The 23854-nt window shown below is 40.1% G+C and carries 19 protein-coding genes; 14 read left to right on the top strand and 5 right to left on the bottom strand.

Annotated features, from left to right (window positions below):
* Positions 1-288: 288 nt before the first annotated feature.
* The 4 genes from G561_RS0106610 to G561_RS0106595 form a co-directional block, all read right to left on the bottom strand.
* Entirely contained in the window at positions 289-1245 is a 957-nt protein-coding gene (locus tag G561_RS0106610) for a LysR family transcriptional regulator (protein ID WP_028858833.1), read from the bottom strand.
* A gap of 17 nt (positions 1246-1262) precedes the next feature.
* Positions 1263-2045 carry a hypothetical protein gene (locus tag G561_RS0106605; RefSeq protein WP_227674043.1) on the bottom strand — a complete coding sequence of 261 codons (783 nt, stop codon included), beginning with the start codon at positions 2043-2045 and terminating at the stop codon, positions 1263-1265.
* A gap of 259 nt (positions 2046-2304) precedes the next feature.
* Positions 2305-3567, bottom strand: coding sequence for an NRAMP family divalent metal transporter (locus G561_RS0106600; protein ID WP_028858831.1), 1263 nt, complete (start codon positions 3565-3567; stop codon positions 2305-2307).
* Between the two features lie 78 nt (positions 3568-3645).
* Entirely contained in the window at positions 3646-4905 is a 1260-nt protein-coding gene (locus G561_RS0106595; protein WP_028858830.1) for an NRAMP family divalent metal transporter, read from the bottom strand.
* 416 nt (positions 4906-5321) lie between these two features.
* Here G561_RS0106595 and adh point away from each other — a divergent pair, with 416 nt between their 5' ends.
* From adh to G561_RS0106540, 11 genes are all read left to right on the top strand, one after another.
* Positions 5322-6848 (top strand): aldehyde dehydrogenase, encoded by a 1527-nt coding sequence (adh, locus tag G561_RS0106590; protein WP_028858829.1) that lies wholly within the window; start codon positions 5322-5324, stop codon positions 6846-6848.
* A 45-nt stretch (positions 6849-6893) separates the two neighbouring features.
* Entirely contained in the window at positions 6894-7922 is a 1029-nt protein-coding gene (gene adhP, locus G561_RS0106585) for an alcohol dehydrogenase AdhP (RefSeq protein WP_028858828.1), read from the top strand.
* Positions 7923-8157: 235 nt separating this feature from the next.
* A complete protein-coding gene (locus G561_RS0106580) occupies positions 8158-8484 on the top strand; it encodes a DUF779 domain-containing protein (RefSeq protein ID WP_028858827.1) in 327 nt (108 codons plus the stop codon).
* Positions 8485-8654: 170 nt separating this feature from the next.
* Positions 8655-9050, top strand: coding sequence for a hypothetical protein (locus G561_RS0106575; protein ID WP_028858826.1), 396 nt, complete (start codon positions 8655-8657; stop codon positions 9048-9050).
* A 164-nt stretch (positions 9051-9214) separates the two neighbouring features.
* Positions 9215-9607, top strand: a complete 393-nt coding sequence (locus tag G561_RS0106570) for an Mpo1-like protein (protein WP_051584417.1) — start codon at positions 9215-9217, stop codon at positions 9605-9607.
* A 192-nt stretch (positions 9608-9799) separates the two neighbouring features.
* Positions 9800-10510: a DarT1-associated NADAR antitoxin family protein gene (locus G561_RS0106565; RefSeq protein WP_028858824.1), complete on the top strand. Its 711-nt coding sequence runs from the start codon at positions 9800-9802 to the stop codon at positions 10508-10510.
* Positions 10511-10797: 287 nt separating this feature from the next.
* Positions 10798-11400 carry a hypothetical protein gene (locus tag G561_RS0106560; protein WP_028858823.1) on the top strand — a complete coding sequence of 201 codons (603 nt, stop codon included), beginning with the start codon at positions 10798-10800 and terminating at the stop codon, positions 11398-11400.
* Positions 11401-11615: 215 nt separating this feature from the next.
* The gene (locus G561_RS0106555; protein WP_028858822.1) at positions 11616-12326 is read left to right on the top strand and encodes a hypothetical protein; all 711 of its coding nucleotides are present in this window, start codon (positions 11616-11618) and stop codon (positions 12324-12326) included.
* Positions 12327-12582: 256 nt separating this feature from the next.
* On the top strand, positions 12583-14715 hold the full coding sequence (locus G561_RS0106550; protein WP_028858821.1) for a hypothetical protein: 2133 nt from the start codon (positions 12583-12585) through the stop codon (positions 14713-14715).
* A 777-nt stretch (positions 14716-15492) separates the two neighbouring features.
* A complete protein-coding gene (locus G561_RS14155) occupies positions 15493-16518 on the top strand; it encodes a bile acid:sodium symporter family protein (RefSeq protein ID WP_081794399.1) in 1026 nt (341 codons plus the stop codon).
* Positions 16519-16739: 221 nt separating this feature from the next.
* On the top strand, positions 16740-17870 hold the full coding sequence (locus G561_RS0106540; RefSeq protein ID WP_028858820.1) for a flavin monoamine oxidase family protein: 1131 nt from the start codon (positions 16740-16742) through the stop codon (positions 17868-17870).
* A 182-nt stretch (positions 17871-18052) separates the two neighbouring features.
* Here the strand turns inward: G561_RS0106540 and G561_RS14150 are convergent, their stop codons facing one another.
* Positions 18053-19375 carry an SIP domain-containing protein gene (locus G561_RS14150; RefSeq protein ID WP_051584416.1) on the bottom strand — a complete coding sequence of 441 codons (1323 nt, stop codon included), beginning with the start codon at positions 19373-19375 and terminating at the stop codon, positions 18053-18055.
* Between the two features lie 147 nt (positions 19376-19522).
* Here G561_RS14150 and G561_RS0106530 point away from each other — a divergent pair, with 147 nt between their 5' ends.
* The 3 genes from G561_RS0106530 to fhuB are packed head-to-tail and all read left to right on the top strand — an operon-like array spanning position 19523 to position 23496.
* A complete protein-coding gene (locus tag G561_RS0106530) occupies positions 19523-20287 on the top strand; it encodes an ABC transporter ATP-binding protein (protein ID WP_028858819.1) in 765 nt (254 codons plus the stop codon).
* A gap of 1 nt (position 20288) precedes the next feature.
* Positions 20289-21401, top strand: coding sequence for an ABC transporter substrate-binding protein (locus G561_RS14145; protein WP_244265440.1), 1113 nt, complete (start codon positions 20289-20291; stop codon positions 21399-21401).
* Positions 21388-23496 carry a Fe(3+)-hydroxamate ABC transporter permease FhuB gene (gene fhuB / locus G561_RS0106520; protein ID WP_081794398.1) on the top strand — a complete coding sequence of 703 codons (2109 nt, stop codon included), beginning with the start codon at positions 21388-21390 and terminating at the stop codon, positions 23494-23496. The genes G561_RS14145 and fhuB overlap by 14 nt, the downstream gene beginning before the upstream one ends.
* The last annotated feature ends 358 nt before the right edge of the window (positions 23497-23854 follow it).

Genomic DNA, 23854 nt, shown 5'->3' with positions numbered 1-23854 from the left:
ATAACTAGGGTAATCTGAAACTATGAATATTCTTTACATATCGACTATATTTGCCAATAGATTACCCCTTATTTTGACAATAAGGAAGAGAGGGGGATTACCTTATACGGTATTATTTATAAAGTATGATATTAGATTTTATAATAGTATTCATTTTATGAATGATTGTATTTAAAAACATACTCTTTAAGGCTTATGGTATTTATAAACTGTAAATTGTGAACTATAAATAGAGCTTAAAATACACATTTTGTTACAATTATAATGATAAAATAGGGAAATCAAGCTTTATTTGCCACGGCGATAAGTGATTCCTCGTTGCTCATAAACCTCATAAATGACTTCGAGCAGTGTCTCAAATGCTGGGTGGGTAGGATTTTGTAGAGCACAGAGATAAATAGGTGAGGTTGCATCTTCATGAACCAGCTTGCGATAACTAATTTGTTCAGTACGTACAGACTTTAAGCTATCGGGCACTAAAGTAATGCCTTCACCGGCAGCTACTAAGCCAAGCGCTATTTGAATATCACTAACCGAGGTGGTTTGATGCGGCAAGGCGAATTGCTTAGCAAATAAATGCAATAATGGCTCGCCAATTAGGGCAGGGCTGTCATAGTCTGAACCCTGCGCAGCTGGTATATTGGCGGCTGGCAAATGAGTTTGATGGTAGAGAATAATGCGGCTGTCTTGAAGCTGCGATAGATGAAGCTCTTGCTGATCCGTTAACGGGTGAGTTTTCGGCAAGGCAGCCACATAGCGCTCATGGCGCAACAGCAGCTGTTTAATACTGACATCCTCATGAGCAAAACGACCAAAACCCACATCTATCTCGCCCGCCTTAAGGGCATTAACTTGCTTAAAGGAGCTAATGTCTTTTAGATGCACCGCCAAATCTGGGAGACGCAGTTTGATGCGAGAGATAATGGTAGGGAGCAGGCCATACAGTACCGAAGGCACAAAACCAATATTTAGAGTATCGGGCGGATGCGCTATTTTTTTAGTCAAGTTAATACTGCTCTCAAGCTCCTTTAATATTGAATCTACTTTTTCATAAAAAAACAGTCCCGCAGCCGTCAGTTGTAATGGGCGGTGATAGCGATCAATAAGCTCAACTCCGATATCTTCCTCTAACTGCTTAATCAATCGGCTTAATGTAGGCTGAGATAACTCAGTAGCTGCAGCCGCTTCACTAAAGCTTTTTAGTTCGGCGACCGTATGAAAAGCGGTGAGTCTTTTTAATTGCATTTATTCCTCGTTAGATTTTACTCAAACTCAATGACACGACCATCGGTTAAGACCATTTCACCTTTTGTGACCACAATCTCAATGTTTTGTGGATTTTGAATGGCCTTCATGACATTGGTATCTGAGATACTCACATCAGCAATTATTTTATTGGCATTATTGGGTGCAATTGCGGGCTCAAACTTGGTCAGTGGGATAACCACAGGCTTTGGTTTTTTGAAGGCTGGATAGCGTAAAAGTAGCGTCCCTTTAAAGCTACTAATGGCGGCACTGCCTCTGTTTGCTAACACAAAAGATAACTCAACATTGTTTAAGCTATCTGTCGTACTGGTACGGGCCGGAAGTAAGGTAATAGTAAATTCGTTTTGCTGAGCCTCTTGAGTGACCGGGCTTTTACGACCTGTTGGATTATTTGGATGTAGCAGTTCATATTGGCGTTGTTGTTCTAATGCCCTACCGATAGTCACGCGCGGCATAGCCCCTTTTTCATAGGCTTTACTCATCCGCATACGTATCATATAACGGCTTAATAGTTGTCTGTCTTCTTCTGATAATTGCTCTAGGGTATCCCCCAGTTTATCTTGCCACTTCTCAGCATCGGTAGGGATAGTTTGTAGCATAGGGTCAGTCGGAGGTGGTTTGCATCCTGTTAGCGCTAAAGGAGTGGCGCTCAGTGCTAGCACTAGTATAGCGCCATAGTGGCTATGAACTTTATGGTTATAAGCTTTACCACTGCGAGCTTTGTTATCTTGGTTAAGCGAGCTATTATTTGTTTTTTGAAAAAATCCAAAACCTTTCATATAAGCCTCCAAATTGCTTTATAGGCCCTAAAGTGATGTAAAAAGGGAATAATTAGGACTATATAACGTAACTACTGACCGATACAACAGAAAGTTTATAAAGCTCTCTATTGGTTTTTATAGATTTATAACCGATATAGCAAAAGCTAAAAACCAAAAAAAGAGCTGCTTGGTAATCAAAGCAGCTCTAAACAAATATATGCAGTGTCAGTTGGTTATTGCTAAATACAGGATCAGATAACTATTGGCAGTCGATTAATTAATCAATAATACCTAGTAGCTGAGCCATAAATAATAGCGCGATACCCCCTAAGAAAATCAATCCTGCAATACTATACAGCTTCATGCCTGGCGATAACTGCTGATGATTTTTGGCAAGAGAGTAATTTAACCAACCAAAGATAGGAGCAGAAACAAAGGCAGTAATCATGGCGAATTTCAACATCGCTCCTAGCTGACCTGTGAAGAAGGTAATAATAATAAACCCGCCCCAAACGCAATAGGTGGTCCATACCAGAATTTGTTTTTGCGAGGCAGCCATATCGCCTTTTATCAAGCGCCAGCTTTCGGCATTAACTCGGCCATAACCATCAGCACAGGTAATAGTAGTACCAAACATCACCATAAAAGCAATAAAGGCGACTAGCAGTCTTGACCACTCACCAATGGTAGCAGTATACATACTAATCAACTGACCAACATAGGCGCCGCCTTGCGTCTGAATCTCTACCCCAGAGCCGTATTGGACATACACCCCTAATGCCAAAAACAATAATGCCAAAACAGAAGTGGCAATAAAGCCGACATTGAAGTCGATTAAACCTTGACGGTGCGTTGTATGGTCGTTTCTAATCTTAGCAGAAATCCACATTGAGTTAATGGCAGAGAACTCGAGCGGCGCTGGCATCCAGCCCATAAGCGCCACAATAAAGGCTAGGGTAGCCATATTCCAAGGGGAAGTAGCGACAAAGTCAGGAGCAATGGCAGTAGGCTTGCCAGCAGCAATGATAACTGCCGCTAAAGTTGCCAAGGTCAATGCCACCATAATCCACTTAGTCACTTTATCAAGCATTTTATAGTGGCCGAGGATTAAGAATAGCCACGACACACTCATGACTATTAACGACAAGGTTGTGGTTGATAAGCCCCAACTTTCTGGCAACATAAAGCCCAAAATAACAGCAGTTAATAAAGCAACAGCGCCCGTACTAATTACTGAAGCCGCTAGCGATAATATAAAAAACGCCCAAAGATATAACTTTGACTTTTTGGCATAGCCTGCTACCAAAGAGTCTCCGGTCTCATAGACATAGTCCGTACCGAACTTGAAGAACGGATATTTAAAAAAGTTGGCCAAAATAATCATAATCGCCAGTTGCCAACCGTATAACGCACCAGCTTGGGTTGACGAAATTAAATGCGAACCACCAATGGCTGCGGTAGCTAATAAAATACCAGGGCCAAAATTTTTCCAATTGAATCCAGCGTTGCTTTGGGCTGAATGAGTAGATGAAGTGCTCATTAGTGAATTACCTTAAATGCGTTTGTGTCTTATAAAGGATTTCTGCTAGGCAGAGTCATTAGAGTTATTTATTGCAATTTAAGCGATTAAGCCGGTTAGCTGGGCCATAAATAATAGAGCCACAGCCGCTAGAAATATAAGTCCAGAAATACTATAAATAGTCATGCCCGTTGACAGCTGTTTCTGGCTTTTGATTAATGAATAGTTAAGCCAGCCAAATACCGGAGCCAGCACAAAGGCTGAAATCATGGCAAACTTCAACATGCTTCCAAGCTGACCTTGGAAGAAAGTGATCACAATAAAGCCGCCCAATACGGTGTAAGTGGTCCAAAATAAGGTTTGTTTATTACTGGCTTCAGCATCGCCTTTGATAAGACGCGTACTTTCTGCCAATGAGCGGCCATAACCATCGGCACAGGCCACGGTTGTACCAAACATCACCATAAAGGCCACGAATGCCACCAATAACTTAGACCAGTCGCCAATGGTAGCGGTATACATATTAATCAGCTGACCAATATAAGCCCCACCTTGCATCTCAATTTCAGCGCCAGAGCCGTACTGAACAAAAACCCCTAAGGCCAAAAAGAACAATGCCAAAATAGCACTTGAGATATACCCCGCATTAAAATCAATTAAGCCTTGTTTATACGTGGTCTGATCGGTTTTCACTTTTTCTTTGGTCCACATTGAAGTCATGGCCGCAAACTCAAGCGGTGCAGGCATCCAGCCCATTAGTGCCACAATAAATCCTAACGAGGCCATATTCCAAGGTGACATTTCTACGAAGTCTGGAGCTCTAGCAATTGGCTTGCCAGCAGCAATAAATACCGCCAAGATTGTGGTAATGATGAGTGCAGCCATAATCCACTTATTAAACCGGTCTAACAATTTGTAATGACCCAGCACTAAGAATAACCAAGATACACCCATTACCAATAACGAAACCAGAGTGATAGACATTAATCCTTCAGGCAACATGAACTGTAGAATAACCGAGGTTAATAAGGCCACTGCGCCAACGCTAATCACAGCTGAAGCCAACAATAGTATGCTGTATACCCATAGATAAATAGCAGACTTCTTGGCGTAGCCCGCAATGAGCGATTCACCAGTATCGTACACATAGTCTGTGCTGAATTTAAAAAACGGATATTTAAAGAAGTTGGCCAAAATAATCATAATGGCTAGCTGCCATCCATATAGAGCACCGGCCTGAGTAGATGAAATAAGATGTGAGCCACCGACTGCGCCTGTTGCCAATAAAATACCTGGCCCAAAAATACGCCAACTAAACTTATCGTTATTTTTGTCAGTTTCTGGGGATACTCTGCTCATAAATACCTCAAATAAGAAAAGAAAGTTTGGATCGGGCGCAACTGACAGTGGCGACAGCGACACTAAGCTTAGAGCCTTACTTTCAAAAAACTCAATATACTACCACGTGTAGCAGGGCAACTAATTGAATATGGTTATGTCAAACCACTCTTTTGGTTATAAGACTCTCTGCACTGAATAATTAGCTATTAATCTAATCAGCCTCTTAACTAGGTTAATAGTAAATTAAGTTATAACTATATTTTATAACTCAAGTAAGTATTGCATACAATAAGCAGCTTTTTCTAGCTAGGATTAAGTATTACTATGGCTAAGCATGCAAAGGAATACTGCAGTTTATAAACCCTAGCCTTAACGCTTATTTCTTTATAGATAACAAAAGGTTATGGCTTAATAAAAATCACAAGGAGTGTCACATGTTGTACCAAACCCCTAATACTGAAAATAGTTTAGTTAAGTTCCGCAAAAAATATGATAATTTTATTGGCGGAGAGTGGGTTGCCCCCATTGATGGTGAGTATTTTGAAAACACCAGTCCTATCGATGGCAAGGTCATTTGCCAAGTCGCCCGTTCAAAAGCTGCTGACATCGAAAAAGCCTTAGATGCGGCCCACGCCGCCAAAGATGCCTGGGGTAAAACCAGTGTCACTGAGCGCTCTAACCTTTTGCTAAAAATCGCTGACAAGATGGAAGAGAATCTTGAGAAAATTGCGGTGGCTGAGTGCTACGACAATGGTAAGCCAGTCAGAGAGACTCTAGCTGCCGATATCCCCTTGGCTGTCGACCATTTACGTTATTTTGCTGGAGCAATCCGTGCTCAAGAAGGCGGTATTAGCCAAATTGATGAAGACACTGTGGCCTATCACTTCCATGAACCGCTAGGGGTAGTTGGTCAGATTATTCCTTGGAATTTCCCATTATTAATGGCTATTTGGAAAATCGCACCAGCATTGGCTGCAGGTAACTGTATCGTGCTTAAACCTGCTGAACAGACTCCAGCCTCCATTATGTATCTTATCGAGACCATAGGATTGGCTGATATCTTGCCAAAAGGGGTGTTAAACGTAGTCAACGGCTTTGGGGTAGAGGCCGGTAAACCATTAGCATCCAACCCTCGCATTAGCAAAATTGCCTTCACCGGGGAGACCACCACGGGTCGTCTAATCATGCAATACGCCAGTGAAAACATCATTCCGGTAACGTTAGAGCTGGGCGGTAAGAGCCCGAACATCTTCTTTGCTGACATTATGGACGAGGACGATGACTTCTTAGATAAGGCAGTAGAAGGTCTGGTAATGTTTGCGCTAAACCAAGGTGAGGTCTGTACTTGTCCCTCGCGCGCACTGGTGCATGAAAGTATCTATGATGAATTTATCAAGCGCTGTATTGAGCGTGTTAAAGCCATTAAGCTCGGTAACCCTCTGGATACCGAAACTATGGTGGGCGCGCAAGCCAGCTCAGATCAACTGGAAAAAATATTGTCTTATCTAGATATCGGTAAAAAAGAGGGCGCCAAAGTATTGGTCGGTGGTGAACAGGCCAAGCATGATGGGGATATGGGCAATGGCTACTATGTGCAGCCTACCATCTTTGAAGGCAGCAATGACATGCGCATTTTCCAAGAAGAAATCTTTGGTCCTGTGCTTGCTGTAACTACCTTTAAAGATGATGAGGAAGCACTGCGCATAGCCAACGACACTTTATATGGGTTAGGTGCGGGTGTTTGGACCCGTAGCGTACACAAAGCTTACCGCTTCGGCCGCAGTATCCAGGCAGGCCGTGTATGGACCAACTGCTACCATGTATATCCGGCACACTCAGCCTTTGGTGGCTACAAGCAGTCAGGGATTGGCCGTGAGAACCATCTGATGATGTTGAATCATTATCAGCAAACCAAAAACATGTTGGTGTCTTATAGCCCTAAGGCTATGGGTTTTTTCTAAAATAAGCGCCAATAAGTTTCAACAATCGATTAAAAGGAATTTAATATGTCTAATAAAATGAAAGCAGCTGTACTGCATGAGCTCAACCAGCCTCTAAAGATTGAAGAAGTAGCTATACCCACTGCAGGTCCAGGTCAAATCGTGGTAAAAATGGAAGCCTCAGGGGTTTGTCATACCGATCTTCATGCAGTAGAAGGGGATTGGCCCGTCAAACCGAATCCACCCTTTATTCCAGGCCACGAAGGCGTAGGGATTATTACTGAGGTTGGTGAAAATGTACACCATGTCAAAAAAGGCGATCGGGTCGGAGTGCCTTGGTTGTATTCAGCCTGTGGACACTGTACTCACTGTCTGGGCGGCTGGGAAACTTTATGTGAAAAGCAGGAAAACTCTGGTTATTCGGTAAATGGTAGCTTCTCGGAATATGTAGTTGCAGATGCCAATTATGTCGGCATTATCCCTGAGGGCGTAGACTCTGTCGAAATTGCTCCAGTATTGTGTGCCGGCGTCACTGTCTATAAAGGCCTAAAAATGACTGATACCAAGCCAGGCGACTGGGTGGTTATTTCAGGTATCGGCGGACTGGGTCACATGGCAGTGCAATATGCTATTGCTATGGGACTTAACGTCGCTGCGGTGGATATCGATGATGAGAAGCTAGACTTTGCCAAAAGACTGGGCGCTAAAGTTGTAGTGAACGCGAAGAATACCGATCCGGGTGAGTATCTGCAGCAAGAGATTGGGGGCGCTCACGGTGCTTTAGTCACTGCAGTATCAGCAAAGGCGTTTGATCAGGCTTTAGATATGCTACGTCGGGGTGGTACATTGGTTTGTAATGGCTTACCAACAGGTGAATTCCCAGTTTCTATCTTTGATACGGTACTAAATGGTATTACCATCCGTGGCTCTATTGTAGGCACTCGTCTTGACTTACAGGAGTCGCTAGATATGGCAGCAGCAGGCAAGGTTAAGGCTACAGTCGCTGCGGAGCCTCTGGAGAATATCAACGATATTTTTGAGCGTATGCGACAAGGAAAAATCGAGGGTCGTATTGTAATTGACTATTCTAAGTAGTTAGTGTGTTTATGCAATTAGTTTGATATATATCATAAAACGATTGATATATATTTAGGCATAAACTGCTGTTAACAACGGGGCACATCGTTTTTAATCTCATCACTTTTGATGTGGATTAATGGCGATGCGGCCCTTTTTTTATTTTTTATATGTGCCTATACCTATGCCGATGCCTATGCTTATATCCGCATAACCCTTACTTACAAAGCTTTTAATAACTAGGAGTACCATTATGAAAGTTACAGCCACGCCAGCATGCATTGAGCTGATTGAATTACTTAAATCCAAGCACGGTGATTTAATGTTTCACCAATCAGGGGGCTGTTGTGATGGCAGCTCACCAATGTGTTACCCATTAGGCGAGTTTAAAGTGGGCCAGCAAGATGTATTAGTAGGAGAGATAGGCGGCTGTCCTTTTTATATAGGCAAGGCGCAGTTTGAGCTATGGGAACATACTGATCTAACCATAGATGTGGTAGCTGGGCGCGGTGCCAGCTTCTCTTTAGAAATACCGGAAGGGAAAAGATTTATAGTGCGCTCCGAGATTTGTGAGCGATAAACTTTGATGTAATTTGCTTGATTGATGATATGTCTAGTTACAACTGATAACGCTTAAGATACCAACCGTCTATATAAGGTGACTGCTACTGTCACATAATTGTAATAAAATATTTCAACCTATTGTTTGATTTTTTATTATTTCAATTAATTATATATGGATGTATCACCATGACCCAATCTAAAGCACTGGCCGCAGGCATTGCCGCTGTAATGTTAGCAGTTACCACAGGATGTACCTCAACTCCGCTGATCGTAGATGGTCCTATTTACCATCCTAATGGGGGTGTTTATTATCCTAATGGTAAAGGCGATTATAAAAAACATAATGGCCATAAAAACAAAAATAAGCACAAAAACAAAGATTATAAGAAGAGTGACTATAATAGAGTTAATGCCGAAAGACTGGCTACTCGTAAGCTAAATAGCATGGGCTACCGAGTTGAGAAGGTCGACTACAAGCACAGCCAAGGTATTGTCAAAACAAAGGCATATCGCGGTGGCCAAAAGTATAAAATTGATTTGGCTTATCCCAGCATGAATGTCGTTAAGATGAAAAGAGATTAGTGAAATCAACATATGGCACACACTTATTAATGGCTATGTAGACTTTCAATAGAACCTGCTCATAGTGTGTCCTATCAATGTTTGATATTTGACAGGAAGTCATATTTAAAGGATATTGAATTTAACAAATTCAAAAGTAATACTCATTAAGCAAGGATGCTACTATGACCATCTCATTAGATACCAAGCCTGTAATAACTCAAGAAAACACCCCAAATTATCAAGTAGTTACCACTAAGCCCGTCAATAAAAGCTTTTATAGTTTTTATCTCGAAGAACATCAAAATGTCATATCACGTAGATTACATTTCGCTGGCAGTAGTTTCGGTTTAATTGGATTTGCGACCGCATTAAAAACGGGTAGGTTGAGTCCTGTATTAAAAGGTATTGCTGCTGGTTATGCCTGCGCTTGGGTTGGTCATTTCTTTTTTGAAAAGAACAAGCCCGCCACTTTCAAATATCCGGTACAAAGTTTCGTTAGTGACTTTCGAATGTACTCAGACATTCTTCGTGGCAATGTCAGTTTGAAAGATCCAAAGTTTGATAAGATTAGTTAGGATTAACAAAAATTAATCGCCGCCCTGATATTTATCTAATATCAGGGCGGTTTTTTTATAAGTATATTTTTATACTTTTTAATAAACTAAAGAAATAGCACAAGATAAATCATAAAGAATCCGCTAAACTGCCTCGCTAAGACTAAGTAATATTTATTGATAGTAAGATTTTAAAGTAAAAGGCACCTCGTTATGGAACAAGCAACAACTCCCATGGAATCTAAACCCGTATTTATGCCAAGAGTGGGCAGTGATAATCTGGTAAAAACCGATATGGTTCGAATTGAGCGGCATGTGGGGTTTGCTACTAGACAGAAGAAAAAGACCCTTAATGATCTGCACCGAGTCATAAAAAAGAAATATGGCTTTAAAAATGTATTGGAGCTATCGACCAAATCAGGCAATAAATTAAGCTTTCCGCTAAGTCCTTATAGCTTACAAATTACCAATGACAATGGCCAAAAGAGCAGTGTTGAGAACGCATTTCAAGCCAGCAAGGTGTTTGAGAATGGCGGACCTTACTTAGATTTACTGACTGAAAAACCTAGGCAGGCGAGAAAAGATGACAGTTTAATCTCATCTGGTGAGTTAACGGGTTATGATTATTTTGGTATGGAGTGGGGGGTTGAACCATTAACCACTTTTTATGACTGGCTTTATATCAACGCTCTAAAACAACATCCAGAATTACATGAAGAAGTTGTTCAATATCAGGCTTTTACTGATATCTCATTTAATCCTAAAAAATCTATCCATTGTGCGGCTTACTCACTTGCGATGTTTGTCGCTCTATACAAACGAGAGTTACTAGACAAAGTGGAAGACCCAGGTGAGTTTTATGACTTAGTTACTAGCTTTGAGCTAAGCAATACTGAACATCTTTTGGAAGCAGGTTGGTTTTGATGGCTAGTTTTCACTAACCATGGCATGTATACAGAAAATTAGAGGCATAGGCTACTGTAACCTACTAAGTAGTAGTTGAACTAGACGTCCTTTTTGGGCGTCTTTTATTTTTTATGTCTTTTTTTTCATATATAGATTTCTGATAGGCAACATAATCCAATCATTTAATCGGAGATGTTGGGATATATCATATAAAACCACAGTCCACGTCTGAAGTAAAAATACTCTAAGGTAATGAGAAAATTGCAAAGGCTGCATGGGCTCCAGATACAGATAGCAGAAATGCTATGAGTGGCAGCAGTTTAGTTCAAAGTTTTTTAGTTCAGCCTTTTGATGTTGTAAGACCAGACGGTAGAGATAATCGAGATAATCGTAACCAGCCTTCCATTCATGCATTAGGTATAGCTGATGATATAACTCTAACTGATACACGAGCAAAAAAAGATAGATTAAAAGCTCAAAGGGTGTCTGTGGCAGCTCAAGTTTCATCTTTGTTAAATTTAATAACAAACAACGAAGATTATAAATTAACGACTGCTGATGAAAACTTATTACATCTTTATGGTGATTTGTATGCTCATGATCTTCATGGATTACCTTTTACAGAAGGTACTGGGCATTTATTACCTGGTGCAAAACAAGATAACCCAGGCTATAAATATTCAAAAGAAAATTTTAAAAAATACGCAGAACAATTAAGATACTTTTCAAGTATGTCAAATAATGGCTTTGGTGGAAAGCCAAGTGCTGAGTACACCGAACTACTAAATAAAATAGCACTAACAAAAGATCAAGAAGTACAAATAAGATTGTTAATGGATTTTGCTAAAAGTGAACATGATGTAGATAAAGTTAATCCACCAAAACCTGGTCACCCTATTGGACGATAGTATTAGAAAAATAAATTTGTATAATTATAAGTGGTATAGAACTTATGCATTTGTCAATATCTAAGCTATAAGAATAGACAAACTATAATCAATTAAGATTCTTAAAACAATGTACCCTAGCGACTATATGATATTTAGTCGCTACAATTTCTATTTTAACTAAGACCCAACATAGTTGGATTATAAAAGTATTTTAATTCTATATCAGGTGGGGTATGAAATTTTATAAAGATATCAGACCATTAAAATGGATAGTAGTAGTTTTAGGTGCATTATTATTGACAATGTTACTACCAAAATGTAAAACCAGCGAGAACTTCTTTTTAAAAATTGATAAGGAAAAGGTCGAGTCTGTAAGTGGTAATGAAGCTAATCGTGTTATAAATATTGATGGGAATAGGTATTTTCTAATAAGACGTATCGTATATCAAGAGTTTTATCCTATTATCGAAAGACCGCCAAGAGAAATATTAAGCTACGAATACTACCTGTTAAATGCAGATACTAATGCAAAAATGTATCCACATAAAAATATGTATGTGCTGACAAAAGAGGGACTTATAAAGACTAATAGAGTGCCTGAGTTTGGTCTTGCAAGTGATGGAGTAGTATACAACAATAGCATCTATTATCTCATAGACATGCCAACCAATGAGCCTTTAACTGATTGCAAGGTATTTAACTGGTACAACGACAAAGCAGCAAAAAAAGGTAAAAACCCTTATCCTAATGAATACACTTATATCGCACGTTTTGATAAACAAAATAATCGTTTTATTATCGATTCTACAGCAGTTTACTTATTGAGCGAAAGAGAAAAAGATAGGTTAGAAAGGCATAAAAAACGCTTAAAAGGTGAAATTGAAAGTGTAAATTGGGCTTCTTACCAAATAGATCATATGAAGAAGTTTGACTGTAACAAATAATATAGGGTATTGAGCAATTCAAAAGGTGACCCTTTAATAACCTATGTGCCAACATCCTAGCGGCACAAAACACCTCAAGTAAAAGTAGTGAGAGTAGTACCAAGAAATCAGGTGTCTTTAGTTCAGGTGGACTTGGCTTTACTATTGGTAAGCAAAAACTGAAAATGACAATACTCAAACTGCACTGACCCACACCGCAGGCAATGTAAGCTTAGGTTTAAGTACACAAAACAGTAGCTCTGAAGGTAGTAGCACCATGCAAGTTAATACTAACTTAAGTGTTGACAGTCTAAATGGTCGTGCTGACACAACCACCATTAATGGTGGGGTTATTGACATTAGTGGCGCAAGTGAAGGTGGCTATAGCACAGATAAGCTTTATATTGAAACCGTACAAAACACTAGGGAAAGCAGTAACAAAAGCTCAGGGGCTAACATAGGCATCAGTCTATCAGGCGGTGCACCGACAGGGGGAAGCCTAGGCGCCAACAAAGCAAACGGCAACGCAAAAAGTATTATTGCAGCCGAACAAAGCGGTATCATCGATAGAGGTGATAAGCAATTTATCACGGTAGGTCATACCACCAACATTGGCGGTATTATGGCTAACATCCAAACCGATAGTGAGGGCAATCAAAGCAGTAGCACCCTTAACTTCACTACAGACACCCTGACCACCAAAGATATTATCAACACTGCCACCAATGACCAGCGTAACCTAGGCGGTAGTATAGGTATTGGTACAGGAAAGCAAGGTCAAAGCATCAACAACCTCGGCGTACAAGTTGGCAATAATGCCAATGAATTTGAAAGTGTGATAAAAGCTACGATTGGACAAGGCGCTATCGTTACCACTGATACGTCTACAGGACAAAACAGTCTAGCAGGTGCCAACCGAGATCCATTCAATACCGAAATCATTATTAAAGATCAACAAACCGCAGGACTTGGTGTCGATGCCAATATCGATGCAAGAGTGTTTACTGAGGCGGGTCGGACGCAGATTGCTGATGAACAGAAAAATATTGGTAAGAATGCTAAGAAAGTAGGCACGATAACTATTGCAGATGCGCTTAAAGTACCAGCTATCATTGCCGCTGTGACCGATAAAGGAAACAAAAACCCTGATAGTCAAAATAAATACAATTTAGGTAAAGTTAAAGATAGCATTACATTGATTAATAATATTAATCATACAGGCATGAGTGATGATACTGCTGAACTAAATGCCAAAATAGAAAAGATAGAAGAGGAAGGTTTAACCAATGAGATTGTTAAGCAAGTTGAGCTTAATCAGCTAAAAGATAAATTTGCTAAAGGTACCGATGCAGAAGATGCGACAGTTTATATAAACCCTGACTTAACCAAGTCTCGAGGTGGAGTAGTAGGAACAGTAGTACTAGGCTCTGCCAATGAAACCACAGGTAAAGATATTTACCTAGACAGTGGCGCATTAAACACCAGTGATGGCGTAACTATTGCCAATGGCAACATTGCTCCTATTGGCGATACCTATAATAATGCAAATACATTAACTGAAGAGATTACACATAGTAATGGACAAGGCGAAGCGTCCGCCTCGAAAATGGGTAATTTAGGTGAGATAGTTTATAACGTAGGCAAATGGGCGAACAATGGCGATATTGCAGATGCGAAGGGCAATATAGATACGACTGCGATTAATAATACCAATACCGCTCTAGAGCAGCAAGAAATGTTGGCTGCAAATAAGAAGCGGTTAGAGACTCAGCAAGCTGATGGGGATGCGTTTGAGGATGAAAATATAATTCTACATGGTGGAGGTCTAGGAGATCCGTCTGGAGTTGCTAATTTAGCGAATACAATGTACCAACTAACTAATGGACAAATGGAGGCAGTAAATTCGCCGGATGTTAATAATAGTGAGTTTTATAATAGTAGTCCCGTGGTTGGGGCTGTCATGGCTGAACATTTGCAACATACCCCTAATAGATTAAAAGTTATAGCTGACTTTAGTATGGGTGGCGATGCAGCCTTACTTGCAGGTACACCACGTGGAGTCGGTAAATGGGATTATAGAGTAGTTGCAGGAGCTAGAGTAGATTATGATAATAAAGATTTTGTAGAACAACTTAATTTAGCTTCGCACAACTCTAAAAGGGTTATAGTTATTGCTATTAGAGGTGATAAAGACTTAGGAAATGACGGTGCTCTTAGAGTTGCAGGTAAGGCTTTTGGAGATAGATCTTATGAAGGAGCTATACAAGCAATTAGAAACGACTATGATACTATGGAAAATTATTATAAATTTCACCCGAATGTCGTTATAGTTCCATCTACTGGACCACATGGAGGTGGTGGAAATGCACCTCAATTGCAAGAAGCAATAGAAATTGGAAAAAAGTACTAGACAACAGAGGTATAAAATGAAGTTTCGGACACTGTTATACTTTTTGTCGTTAATGTGCCTATTAGTTTATGCAACTGCATATAGTTTTGATTATATAAATGCTGACCTCAGTTACCCTGGAGGAAAAAATGATGGACTGTCTTTAGTAGGTATGATTGTTTTTTTTCCTTTATATGCCTTATTGGGAGGAATATTATTAATAAATAATGATTTAAGTTGATTCAAACGAATACTCTACAGTTTTATAATTTCAATATTAATGTTTATTGCTATTAGTTTACTCATACATCTTAGGCCTACTTTTTAGAATTTTGATATAACTTTATAACAGTTATACTCTTGTGTCAGGATAGTTGTCATACCTTCTGGATAGATGGCCAAGTCACGACATCTTACAAATTATCTACGATAAAATTGAAACTTTACTTGGTATATTTCTTTTGCTTAGCTCCTAAAATAATACAGCAATAAAGAGTTTTGATATGAGCAAACTAACGACTGAGACACAAATGGGGTTATTTGCTCGTATACCAATGGCATTAGCACCGGCATGGGTTTAATTACACTCTTTACTTACGATGTCGTATTAAGAATGTACCACTGTTCTGTTATTGAAATTTAAATTACTTAGGAATTATTTATAAAAAAAGTTTTATAAATATAATATAAATTCAATTATTGTTATAGACTAAAATTTATTAGACTTTATTTTTATATTATTTGAATAGATTAATAATCTGTTTATTTGATGGAAAAAAATAGGAGTGGAGTCTAATAATGAATGTTTTAGCAGTAATCAGCCAACAATTAACCCGTTTCACTGCATTGGTCATTATCTTAGCGGCAGCTGTTACATTCATTGAGCCTGCTACCTTCTCTTGGGTGAAAGGAGATGCTCAAGTCGTAGTACTAGGCATTATCATGCTGGCCATGGGCATGACTCTAGGTAAAGAAGATTACCAAATTTTAGCAAAACGTCCTTTTGATATATGCATAGGCACATTGGCACAGTTCACAATCATGCCTTTAATAGCCATTGCTATCTCAAAATTATTAAACTTATCCCCTGGATTAACCTTGGGCTTGGTTCTCGTGGGAAGCTGCCCAGGTGGGGTGTCTTCAAATATAATGAGTTATCTAGCTCGAGGGGATGTCGCTTTCTCAGTAGGCATGACCACATTTTCTACCATTCTGGCCCCTGTAGTTACACCGTTATGGATGGTTTATCTAGTAGGACAGACTGTAGAAATGGACGGGTGGGGTATGTTTAGATTTATGCTACTAGTGACTTTAGTGCCTGTGGCTATTGGCTCTATTTTAAACATCATGTTTCAAAACAAGAGTTGGTTTGAGTCAGTACGCAATGTAATGCCAGGGATTGCTGTGTTGGCTTTTGCCTGTATTGTTGGTGGCGTGGCAGCGGTATTTGGGGCGCAATTATTTGAATCAGCACTGATAGCGGTGGCGGCTATAGCCATCCATAATTTCTTAGGATATGTACTGGGTTATCTTTCAGGCACCCTAGTAGGTGCTAATACTGCTAAGAAACGCACATTAGCTATCGAAGTTGGCGTTCAGAACGCTGGATTAGCCACAGGGTTAAGTACTAAGTTTTTTCCAACCAGTGCCGAGTCAGCAGTAGTGGCGGCTGTGGCTACCATTTGGCATTCGGTATCCGGCTCAGTTTTGGCCAATTTATTTACTTGGTGGGATAGACGTAATGGTATAGAGGCTAACTTGGCGAAGGATAATTCTGAAACCGCAAAAATTGCTAAGAGTTTAGAAAAAGATCTGATTTCTTAATCAACCGCTCAATTAAAGCTCTGCCATTCATTTCATTAATAACTAAGCATAATTATCTAAACTAAACGTCTTTCTTGGACGTTTTTTTGTTTTTATCTTGCCTATCAAAAAAGCCTAACACATGAATACTTTTTATTTTAGACTAAGCAAGTTATTTTAACGACTCCTAATAATGAAATAACGATTAATATTAAAGCAATTAATACCCAGCGGAAAAAAATATGAATAAAGCACGTATCGCCATCATAGGCGCAGGCTTAAGTGGCCTCTATGCTGCCTATTTATTACAAAAACAAGGCATCGACTATGTGCTGTTAGAAGCCCGAGATAGAATTGGCGGTCGTATTCATTCGGTTGCGACTGATGGTCAGAGTGTAATAGATAGGAAAGATATATCTGACCGCTTTGACCTTGGACCTTCTTGGTTTTGGCCTGGTTACCAACCACAATTAGGTCAATTAGTACAAGAGCTTGGTCTTAAAAGCTTTGCTCAGTTTGAAGACGGTGACATACTGATAGAAAGATCGCCGAATACAGCACCCATGCGTATGCAAGGCTACGTAAGTTCACCAACTTCCATGCGCTTGATCGGTGGTATGGCTGCGTTAACAGAGGCGCTGTACCAGCGTTTGGATAGCAACCGAGTGTTAATGGGTCATAAGGTTTGTCAATTACGCAAAACAGCGATGGCGATTGAGGTAAAGGTTGAATCAAATGCCACGTCTAGTAATCAAAACGACAATAAAAAGACGACATGGCAAGTATCACAACTATTATTAGCGCTACCACCACGTTTGGTAGAACAAAACCTAGAGTTCACACCGGCACTGCCTGATGATTTGGCAAGACAATGGCGCTCGACTGCAACTTGGATGGCGCCTCATGCCAAATACTTTGCTATATATGATACGCCATTTTGGCGTGAGCAAGGTCTTTCTGGATCAGCCAATAGTGCTGTAGGCCCCTTAACTGAAATCCATGATGCTTCTGCAGCTAATGGTCATGCTGCCTTATTTGGATTCTTTGGAATCACTCCTGAAGTGCGTCAAAGTGTTTCTGAAGATGAGTTGAAGTTATATTGCCGAGAACAGTTGACCCGACTGTTTGGTGCTCAAGCACAGTCACCTGTGGCTGACTTCATCAAAGATTGGTCGCAAGATACATTCACGGCGACAACCATTGACGCCCAAAGTGGTGGGCAACATCCGCATCCACCGGCAGCTACTGCTACAACAGGGGTATGGCAAGATAATCTAATAGGTATTGGCAGTGAGTGGTCTCGTCAGTTCCCAGGTTATGTGGCTGGCGCGGTTGAAGCAGCAAGTGTTGCAGTTCATGCTTTACTGCAATAGTCACAAGCTCGCTGTGTAAATAATGGATATGGATAAGTAGGGTAGGTTCAGGTTTATGATTTGAGATGAAGATTATCTTCAAAAGTTGACATAAAAAACTCCGACCTTGGTAGGGTCGGAGTTTTTTATTATCCTTTATCTAAGTTAGTTAAAAAAGGGGTCTCAAGGTAATAGGGTTTAAGCTAACGACGCCAATATACTTTAATCACTATTTCGGAGCGTGTCAGTCCCAACCTTTGCTGTAGTAGACGCCGCAGTCGCTTAGTTACACTGGCTTCAAGTGCGCCCCATGCTTTGTTTATAGTTATGGAATGTTGGCTTAAATAGCGCCCCAAACAATCATCAATGCGATTAGCCAAGGTATCTAACTCGTCATCATTAGACTGAAGTTTCAAAATAATAGGTTTTTCAGTCAAAGTTTCACTGAGTTCAATATGCTCAAGATAATTTTGATCTGCTATATCCTGCGTAACAAATATAATTATGGGTGCTGTAGGTTGTTGCCAGAGCTCTAATAATCTAGCCACCGTCGGTATTGATGTTTCATCTGCAATTAATAAGTTTCGTGGCCCGGAGCTATCATTGCCTATTTTTACATTATCAGTTATTGACTTGATATTTGCGATTTCACCAAGCGCGTTAAGATGAGCTAGTTTTTCAGGGATTTCACGTTTTATTTTGACAATATCTCCCTGCATTAAATTCAATGCCCAGCGCGCTCCAGAAGTATCACCATGAATATAAATATCTATCCAAACTAGTAGCTTTTGTGGGTCATTTTTATCTTGCCATGCCTTACGTAGTGTGTAATAACGGTGTTGCCGAGATTTTTTTTGATGCTCTGAGTCATTACTTGGAGTACGTAAAATTGTTGAATCTAAATTTTCTGTATTTTGTGATCCTTCAAGATTAAAAGTCGCTAGATCAAACAAATAAGCGTAACCCGCCTCGTGGATTAGTTCTGACTGTATGTTTTGGTGTTTGAGATGAGGATTATTGACGTCAGCCGCTAAAGAGGAGAGCACAAGACGATACATATTGTCAGTCACATAATAGCTGTCTACTACCTCAAAAAACTTATCGGTTAACTTGATGGTTTTTTTACCAATAATTTTGTCCGCTTTTTGTTTAAGTAAAATATATTGAAACGCCAAATCTTCTACATCTGCAATAATCGACTCAAAACCAATGAAATAGGTGTTGTTTATTTCATCATCTGAAAGGCTATAAAGCGAATGAGGTTCAGGGGAAGTCTTTTTATTAGCCACCTCTTTAGAATGTAACCGAACATCAAATCCTTGAGTATAAATTTGGACCAGTTCAACCTCTTTTTTTTGTAGGATTTCTGAATCAATACGGTGAAATACACCTATTAAATCAGCCAAGTCTTCTGCATGTTCTTCATTAATATGATCAATGATGTGCTGGATTTCAGGATGATTAATTGGTGTAAGTGACTCAGATTTTGTTTGAGTTTTAGAGTTAGAGTCAATGTTATTAGTCATACAGTATCTCGATAAAAGTTGCTTAAGTATTTAAAATTAATACATAAATGAGAATTGTTTTTATTATCGTTCGTAAGTATAATACGATTTTTAGCCTATAGTATCTACTATAGTTATATTTTTTCTCACTTTATACGTGGCAATTTTATGTTACAGGCCAAGAATCTTTTACTTACTCGTCAGAAATCTGTCTTATTACAAGATATTAATTGTCAAATTTCTCCCAACCAGTTGGTTTCGCTTATAGGCCACAATGGCTCTGGAAAATCCACGTTAATTAAAGTCTTAGCAGGTGAGATGTCACCCAACTCCGGATCATTAATGCTGGATGATATACAGCTTAGTGAATATGGCAGTAAAGATTTGGCAAAGAAGCTGGCATATTTACCACAGCAGCTTCCAGATGCAGCCTCTTTTACTGTCAGTGAACTTGTAATGTTAGGGCGCTATCCGCATCAGAAATGGTTACAAAAACCCAGTAAGATTGACCAAAATAAGGTCACGGAAGCGATGCGGTTGACCCAAATTGACACTTATGCCGATCGTATAGTTTCTACACTTTCAGGCGGCGAGCGAGCACGGGTTTGGCTTGCTATGTGTTTGGCCCAAGACACTCAGTATCTGTTACTTGATGAGCCATTAGCGGCGCTAGATGTACGCTATCAGATTGAAGTTATGGCGCTCATTAGAAAGTTGGTTGATACCCAAGGATTGGGAGTAATGATGATTGTGCACGATATCAATTTGGCTGCTCAATATTCAGACCGTATTATTGCGTTAAAGGCTGGGAAGATATGTCATGATGATACCGTGGATAATATCATGCAACCACCGGTTCTTAAGGACATCTTTAATGTGGATATGCAGCTGCTAACACACCCCGTTAACGGTCATCCAGTCGCAGTGGTGTAGTATGAAACTGATATTGCAATTAAAAACTATACTAGGGCAGTTAAAACAGTCCTCATTTAATAAACATTTATTGTCATCAAAGCCAGTAGCGGTATTAATGTATAGTGCTATTGGGCTAGTATTAATAAGTTGTAGCAGCTCCAACGTTGACAATGATAACAATACTTCGTCGGTACAAACACAAAAAAATCCTAATGATTCCAATCATTTATCATCAAATTCAAACCGATCATCAGATTTAAATAACCTAGATCAATCAGACACTGTTAGTAATGATTTAAATGTTGTTTCGCCTGATTGGGGGGTAGCCGCTACTCTCATTGCCATGGGACAGCCGCCAATTGCTACAGGTGATAACCGTGTTTGGGATCAATGGGTGTCCGATCCAAAGTTGCCTTCCTCCGTACACGATTTGGGTATACGTTATCTGCCTAATGCTGAACTTGCGGCTCAGTTACCTGTTGATTTAATTATTGATAATTTCTTTTATGAGCATTCGCGTGGCATCTATGGAGATGTCCCAGCTCAGACAATTATGTTTGCCGGTAAGGGAGACACTGCAAAATGGGAGGACTATGTTGAATCAACCCATCAACTTGGAAAGATTATCAACAAACCACAACAAGCAAATCACTATATCAATGAAAGCCATCAACAAATTGTAGATGCCGGGAAGCAGTTCCAGAAGCGATTTCCTAATGTTAAAAAATTCGCAGTGATTCAATTCGTTGATGACAATAACATGCGTATGTACTCCAACAATAGCTTATTCAATGTGGTGTTCAATAAAATGGACCTGCAACTTGTGGCATTAGGTAAAGGTAATAATTGGGGCTTTGTTCCTATTCAGATGGGTGATCTGACGCAGCTTGACTCAGATGTATGTTTACTAGTCATTAAACCATTAAACACCCTCACTCAAAAGCAAGTACAAGACAGTTTGGTATGGCAGCGCCTTGGATATGGAGCTGATACAAACGCCATGGGCGATAGTCGTTGTATGGCCGTTTTACCACCCGTATGGATTTATGGTGGTATGGCTTCACTTACCAGCTTAGCGAACAACCTTGCCGCAGCGAATTTAGTCGGAGGTCCTGCTAATGTCAGCAAATAATTATCAGTTTGAATCTAAACCCAATCGTCCTAAAAACACCTCACCAAATCAGAAGCAAATAGATCAAAACCAAACAGCACCTCATACCCCATTGAAAGTATCTTCTTTAGCTACAGCAGTGGAGATGAAACATTGGCGTGCTTGGGCTTTATTACTATTACTTCTTGTCGGTATTGGTATCAGTAGTGCGCTATTGATTGATAAGTCGTGGTCTTTGCCAATCACTCAACTGCTCAAACCAAGCTTTGAGCTTGATGTGGCAGATATGGCGGTACAGCTACGATTGGTTGCTACCAGTGTAGTAGCATTATTGGCTGGGGGACTACTTGGTGTAGTCAGTATTTTACTACAACAGTTAGTCAAAAACCCTTTGGCTTCTGATACCACTTTAGCCATTGGTACAGGTGCTCAATTGGCCCTACTTATTGCCACTTTATTTGTACCAAGCTTAGCCATTTATGGGGGAGTATGGATTGCATTTGTAGGCGCTTTAATAAGTTTGGGCTTGGTATTTATCTTATCCCTACCAAGCCGGTTTAATCCTCTGATATTAGTGCTGTCAGGATTGGTAGTTAATATTTTATTAGCAGCATTTGCTAGTACGTTAGTGCTCTTTTATACCGAGCGTAGCGTTGGTATTTTGTCATGGGCAGCAGGTTTTTTGACCCAAAACAACTGGCAGACTAGTATTAAATTAGCCATTACTTCAGCCATATTAGTAGTTGTTAGTATTCCATTATTAAAGCCGTTAACGTTAATGAGCCTTGATGATCTGCAAGCCAAGCGCTTGGGAGTACCCATTAATAGTATAAGGTTGGTGGTAATAAGCATTGTTGCGGTAGTAACAGCCTTAGTAATAAGTGAAGTTGGTCTCATTAGCTTTATCGGGCTTGCCGCAGCCAGTTTGGTGAATGCACTAGGTATTGCTCATATCGGACGCCGATTAATAGCTGCCTTTGGGTTTGGTGCTTTGTTACTTTGGCTAACCAGTAATATAGGTCTATTGTTAGAGCCAATATTGGGGATGCCAATACCTGCAGGATCTATCACAGGTATTTTAGGGGCACCGCTTATTATCTGGTTAATATTACGCCAGCGCCGACAAAGCGTCGCACCGATTACACCGATGTTTAGTGGTCAACGTCAACCAATAAACTGGTGGCGGTGGGCAATCAGTTTATTGGTATTACTTGCTATTGTGAGTCTTTTGGTCAAAGACATTTCAGGTATTGCCCTCAGTACAGACTGGGCATTAACGACTCAATTTCGTTTGCCTCGTACGCTAAGCGCGGCTGCTACTGGGGTGATGTTAGCAACCGCAGGGGTATTGCTGCAAACCTTGACCCGAAACCCGATGGCGAGTCCCGAGGTGCTGGGTATCAGCTCAGGAGTAGCATTAGGGGTAATTGTTGGTTTCTTATTATTGCCCATGTTTGGTGTGAAACCCGGAGCGTTAGCTTTGGTCGGCTCAGGCTTATTAGGTTCCTTGTTGGTATTACTGCTAATTATTTGGTTGGCACGTAAGGTAACCCCAGCTTATTTATTATTGGTCGGTATTGGTATCGCAGCAATGATGGATGGCGTTATGAGTATGGTGAAAATCTCCGGTGACCCGAGACTAAGAGGGATGCTTAGCTGGCTCTCGGGAACTACTTATAGTGCCAGCCCCGAAACTGTTTGGTATCTCATCTGCTCCGCAGTGATTTTGGTAGCAATTAGTATGCTACTAATCAAACCGTTACGCGTATTGGGATTAGGGGGTTCTGTCGCCCGTAGCTTAGGGGTTAAGGTAGTAGCGTACCAATTAGCGCTACTGACAGTGGTAGCAGCGCTTAGTACCGTAAGTACCCTAGCAGTTGGACCACTTAGTTTCATTGGGTTAATGGTGCCTCACTTGGCAACTTCTTTAGGGGCAATACAGCTTGAGAAGCAATTGCCACTGGCTGCTTTACTTGGTGCGGGAGTGATGATACTGGCCGATTGGATTGGTCGTTATATTATCTTTCCCTACGAGCTGCCAGCAGGGGCCATAGCAGCCATTATTGGTGGAATCTATTTCTTATGGTTAATTCGTCACAGTACAGTACACCAATAGAGAAGGATGAAAGTCAATTTTATTGTACTGATGCATAACGGTCACTTGTCAGCTCTGGTTAGTGACCAAATAAGTCAAACATGGCTTATTTTTTACTTTCATAGCATCTTTTATGTTTCTAGCAATATTTGTCGTAAAGTACTGTAACGATTAAAAAAATCTAGAATTTTTATTGACAACAAGCTAAATGTAAGTGAAAATACACTCATTAAATGATAATGATAATCATTTACAAAAAAGGATATTTATGAATAACATCATAAATATCCTTTTTTGATTAATGCTAAGTAAATTCACTTTTGCAAAAAATAAAGTATGACCTCTTCGTAAGTTTCGGGTTCATAAGTTTATTTAGGCT

The organism is Psychrobacter phenylpyruvicus DSM 7000 = NBRC 102152, assembly GCF_000685805.1.
Classification (GTDB): domain Bacteria; phylum Pseudomonadota; class Gammaproteobacteria; order Pseudomonadales; family Moraxellaceae; genus Psychrobacter; species Psychrobacter phenylpyruvicus.
The sequence above is the reverse complement of the archived record's forward strand: the minus strand, read 5'-3'. Positions and strand labels throughout refer to the sequence as shown.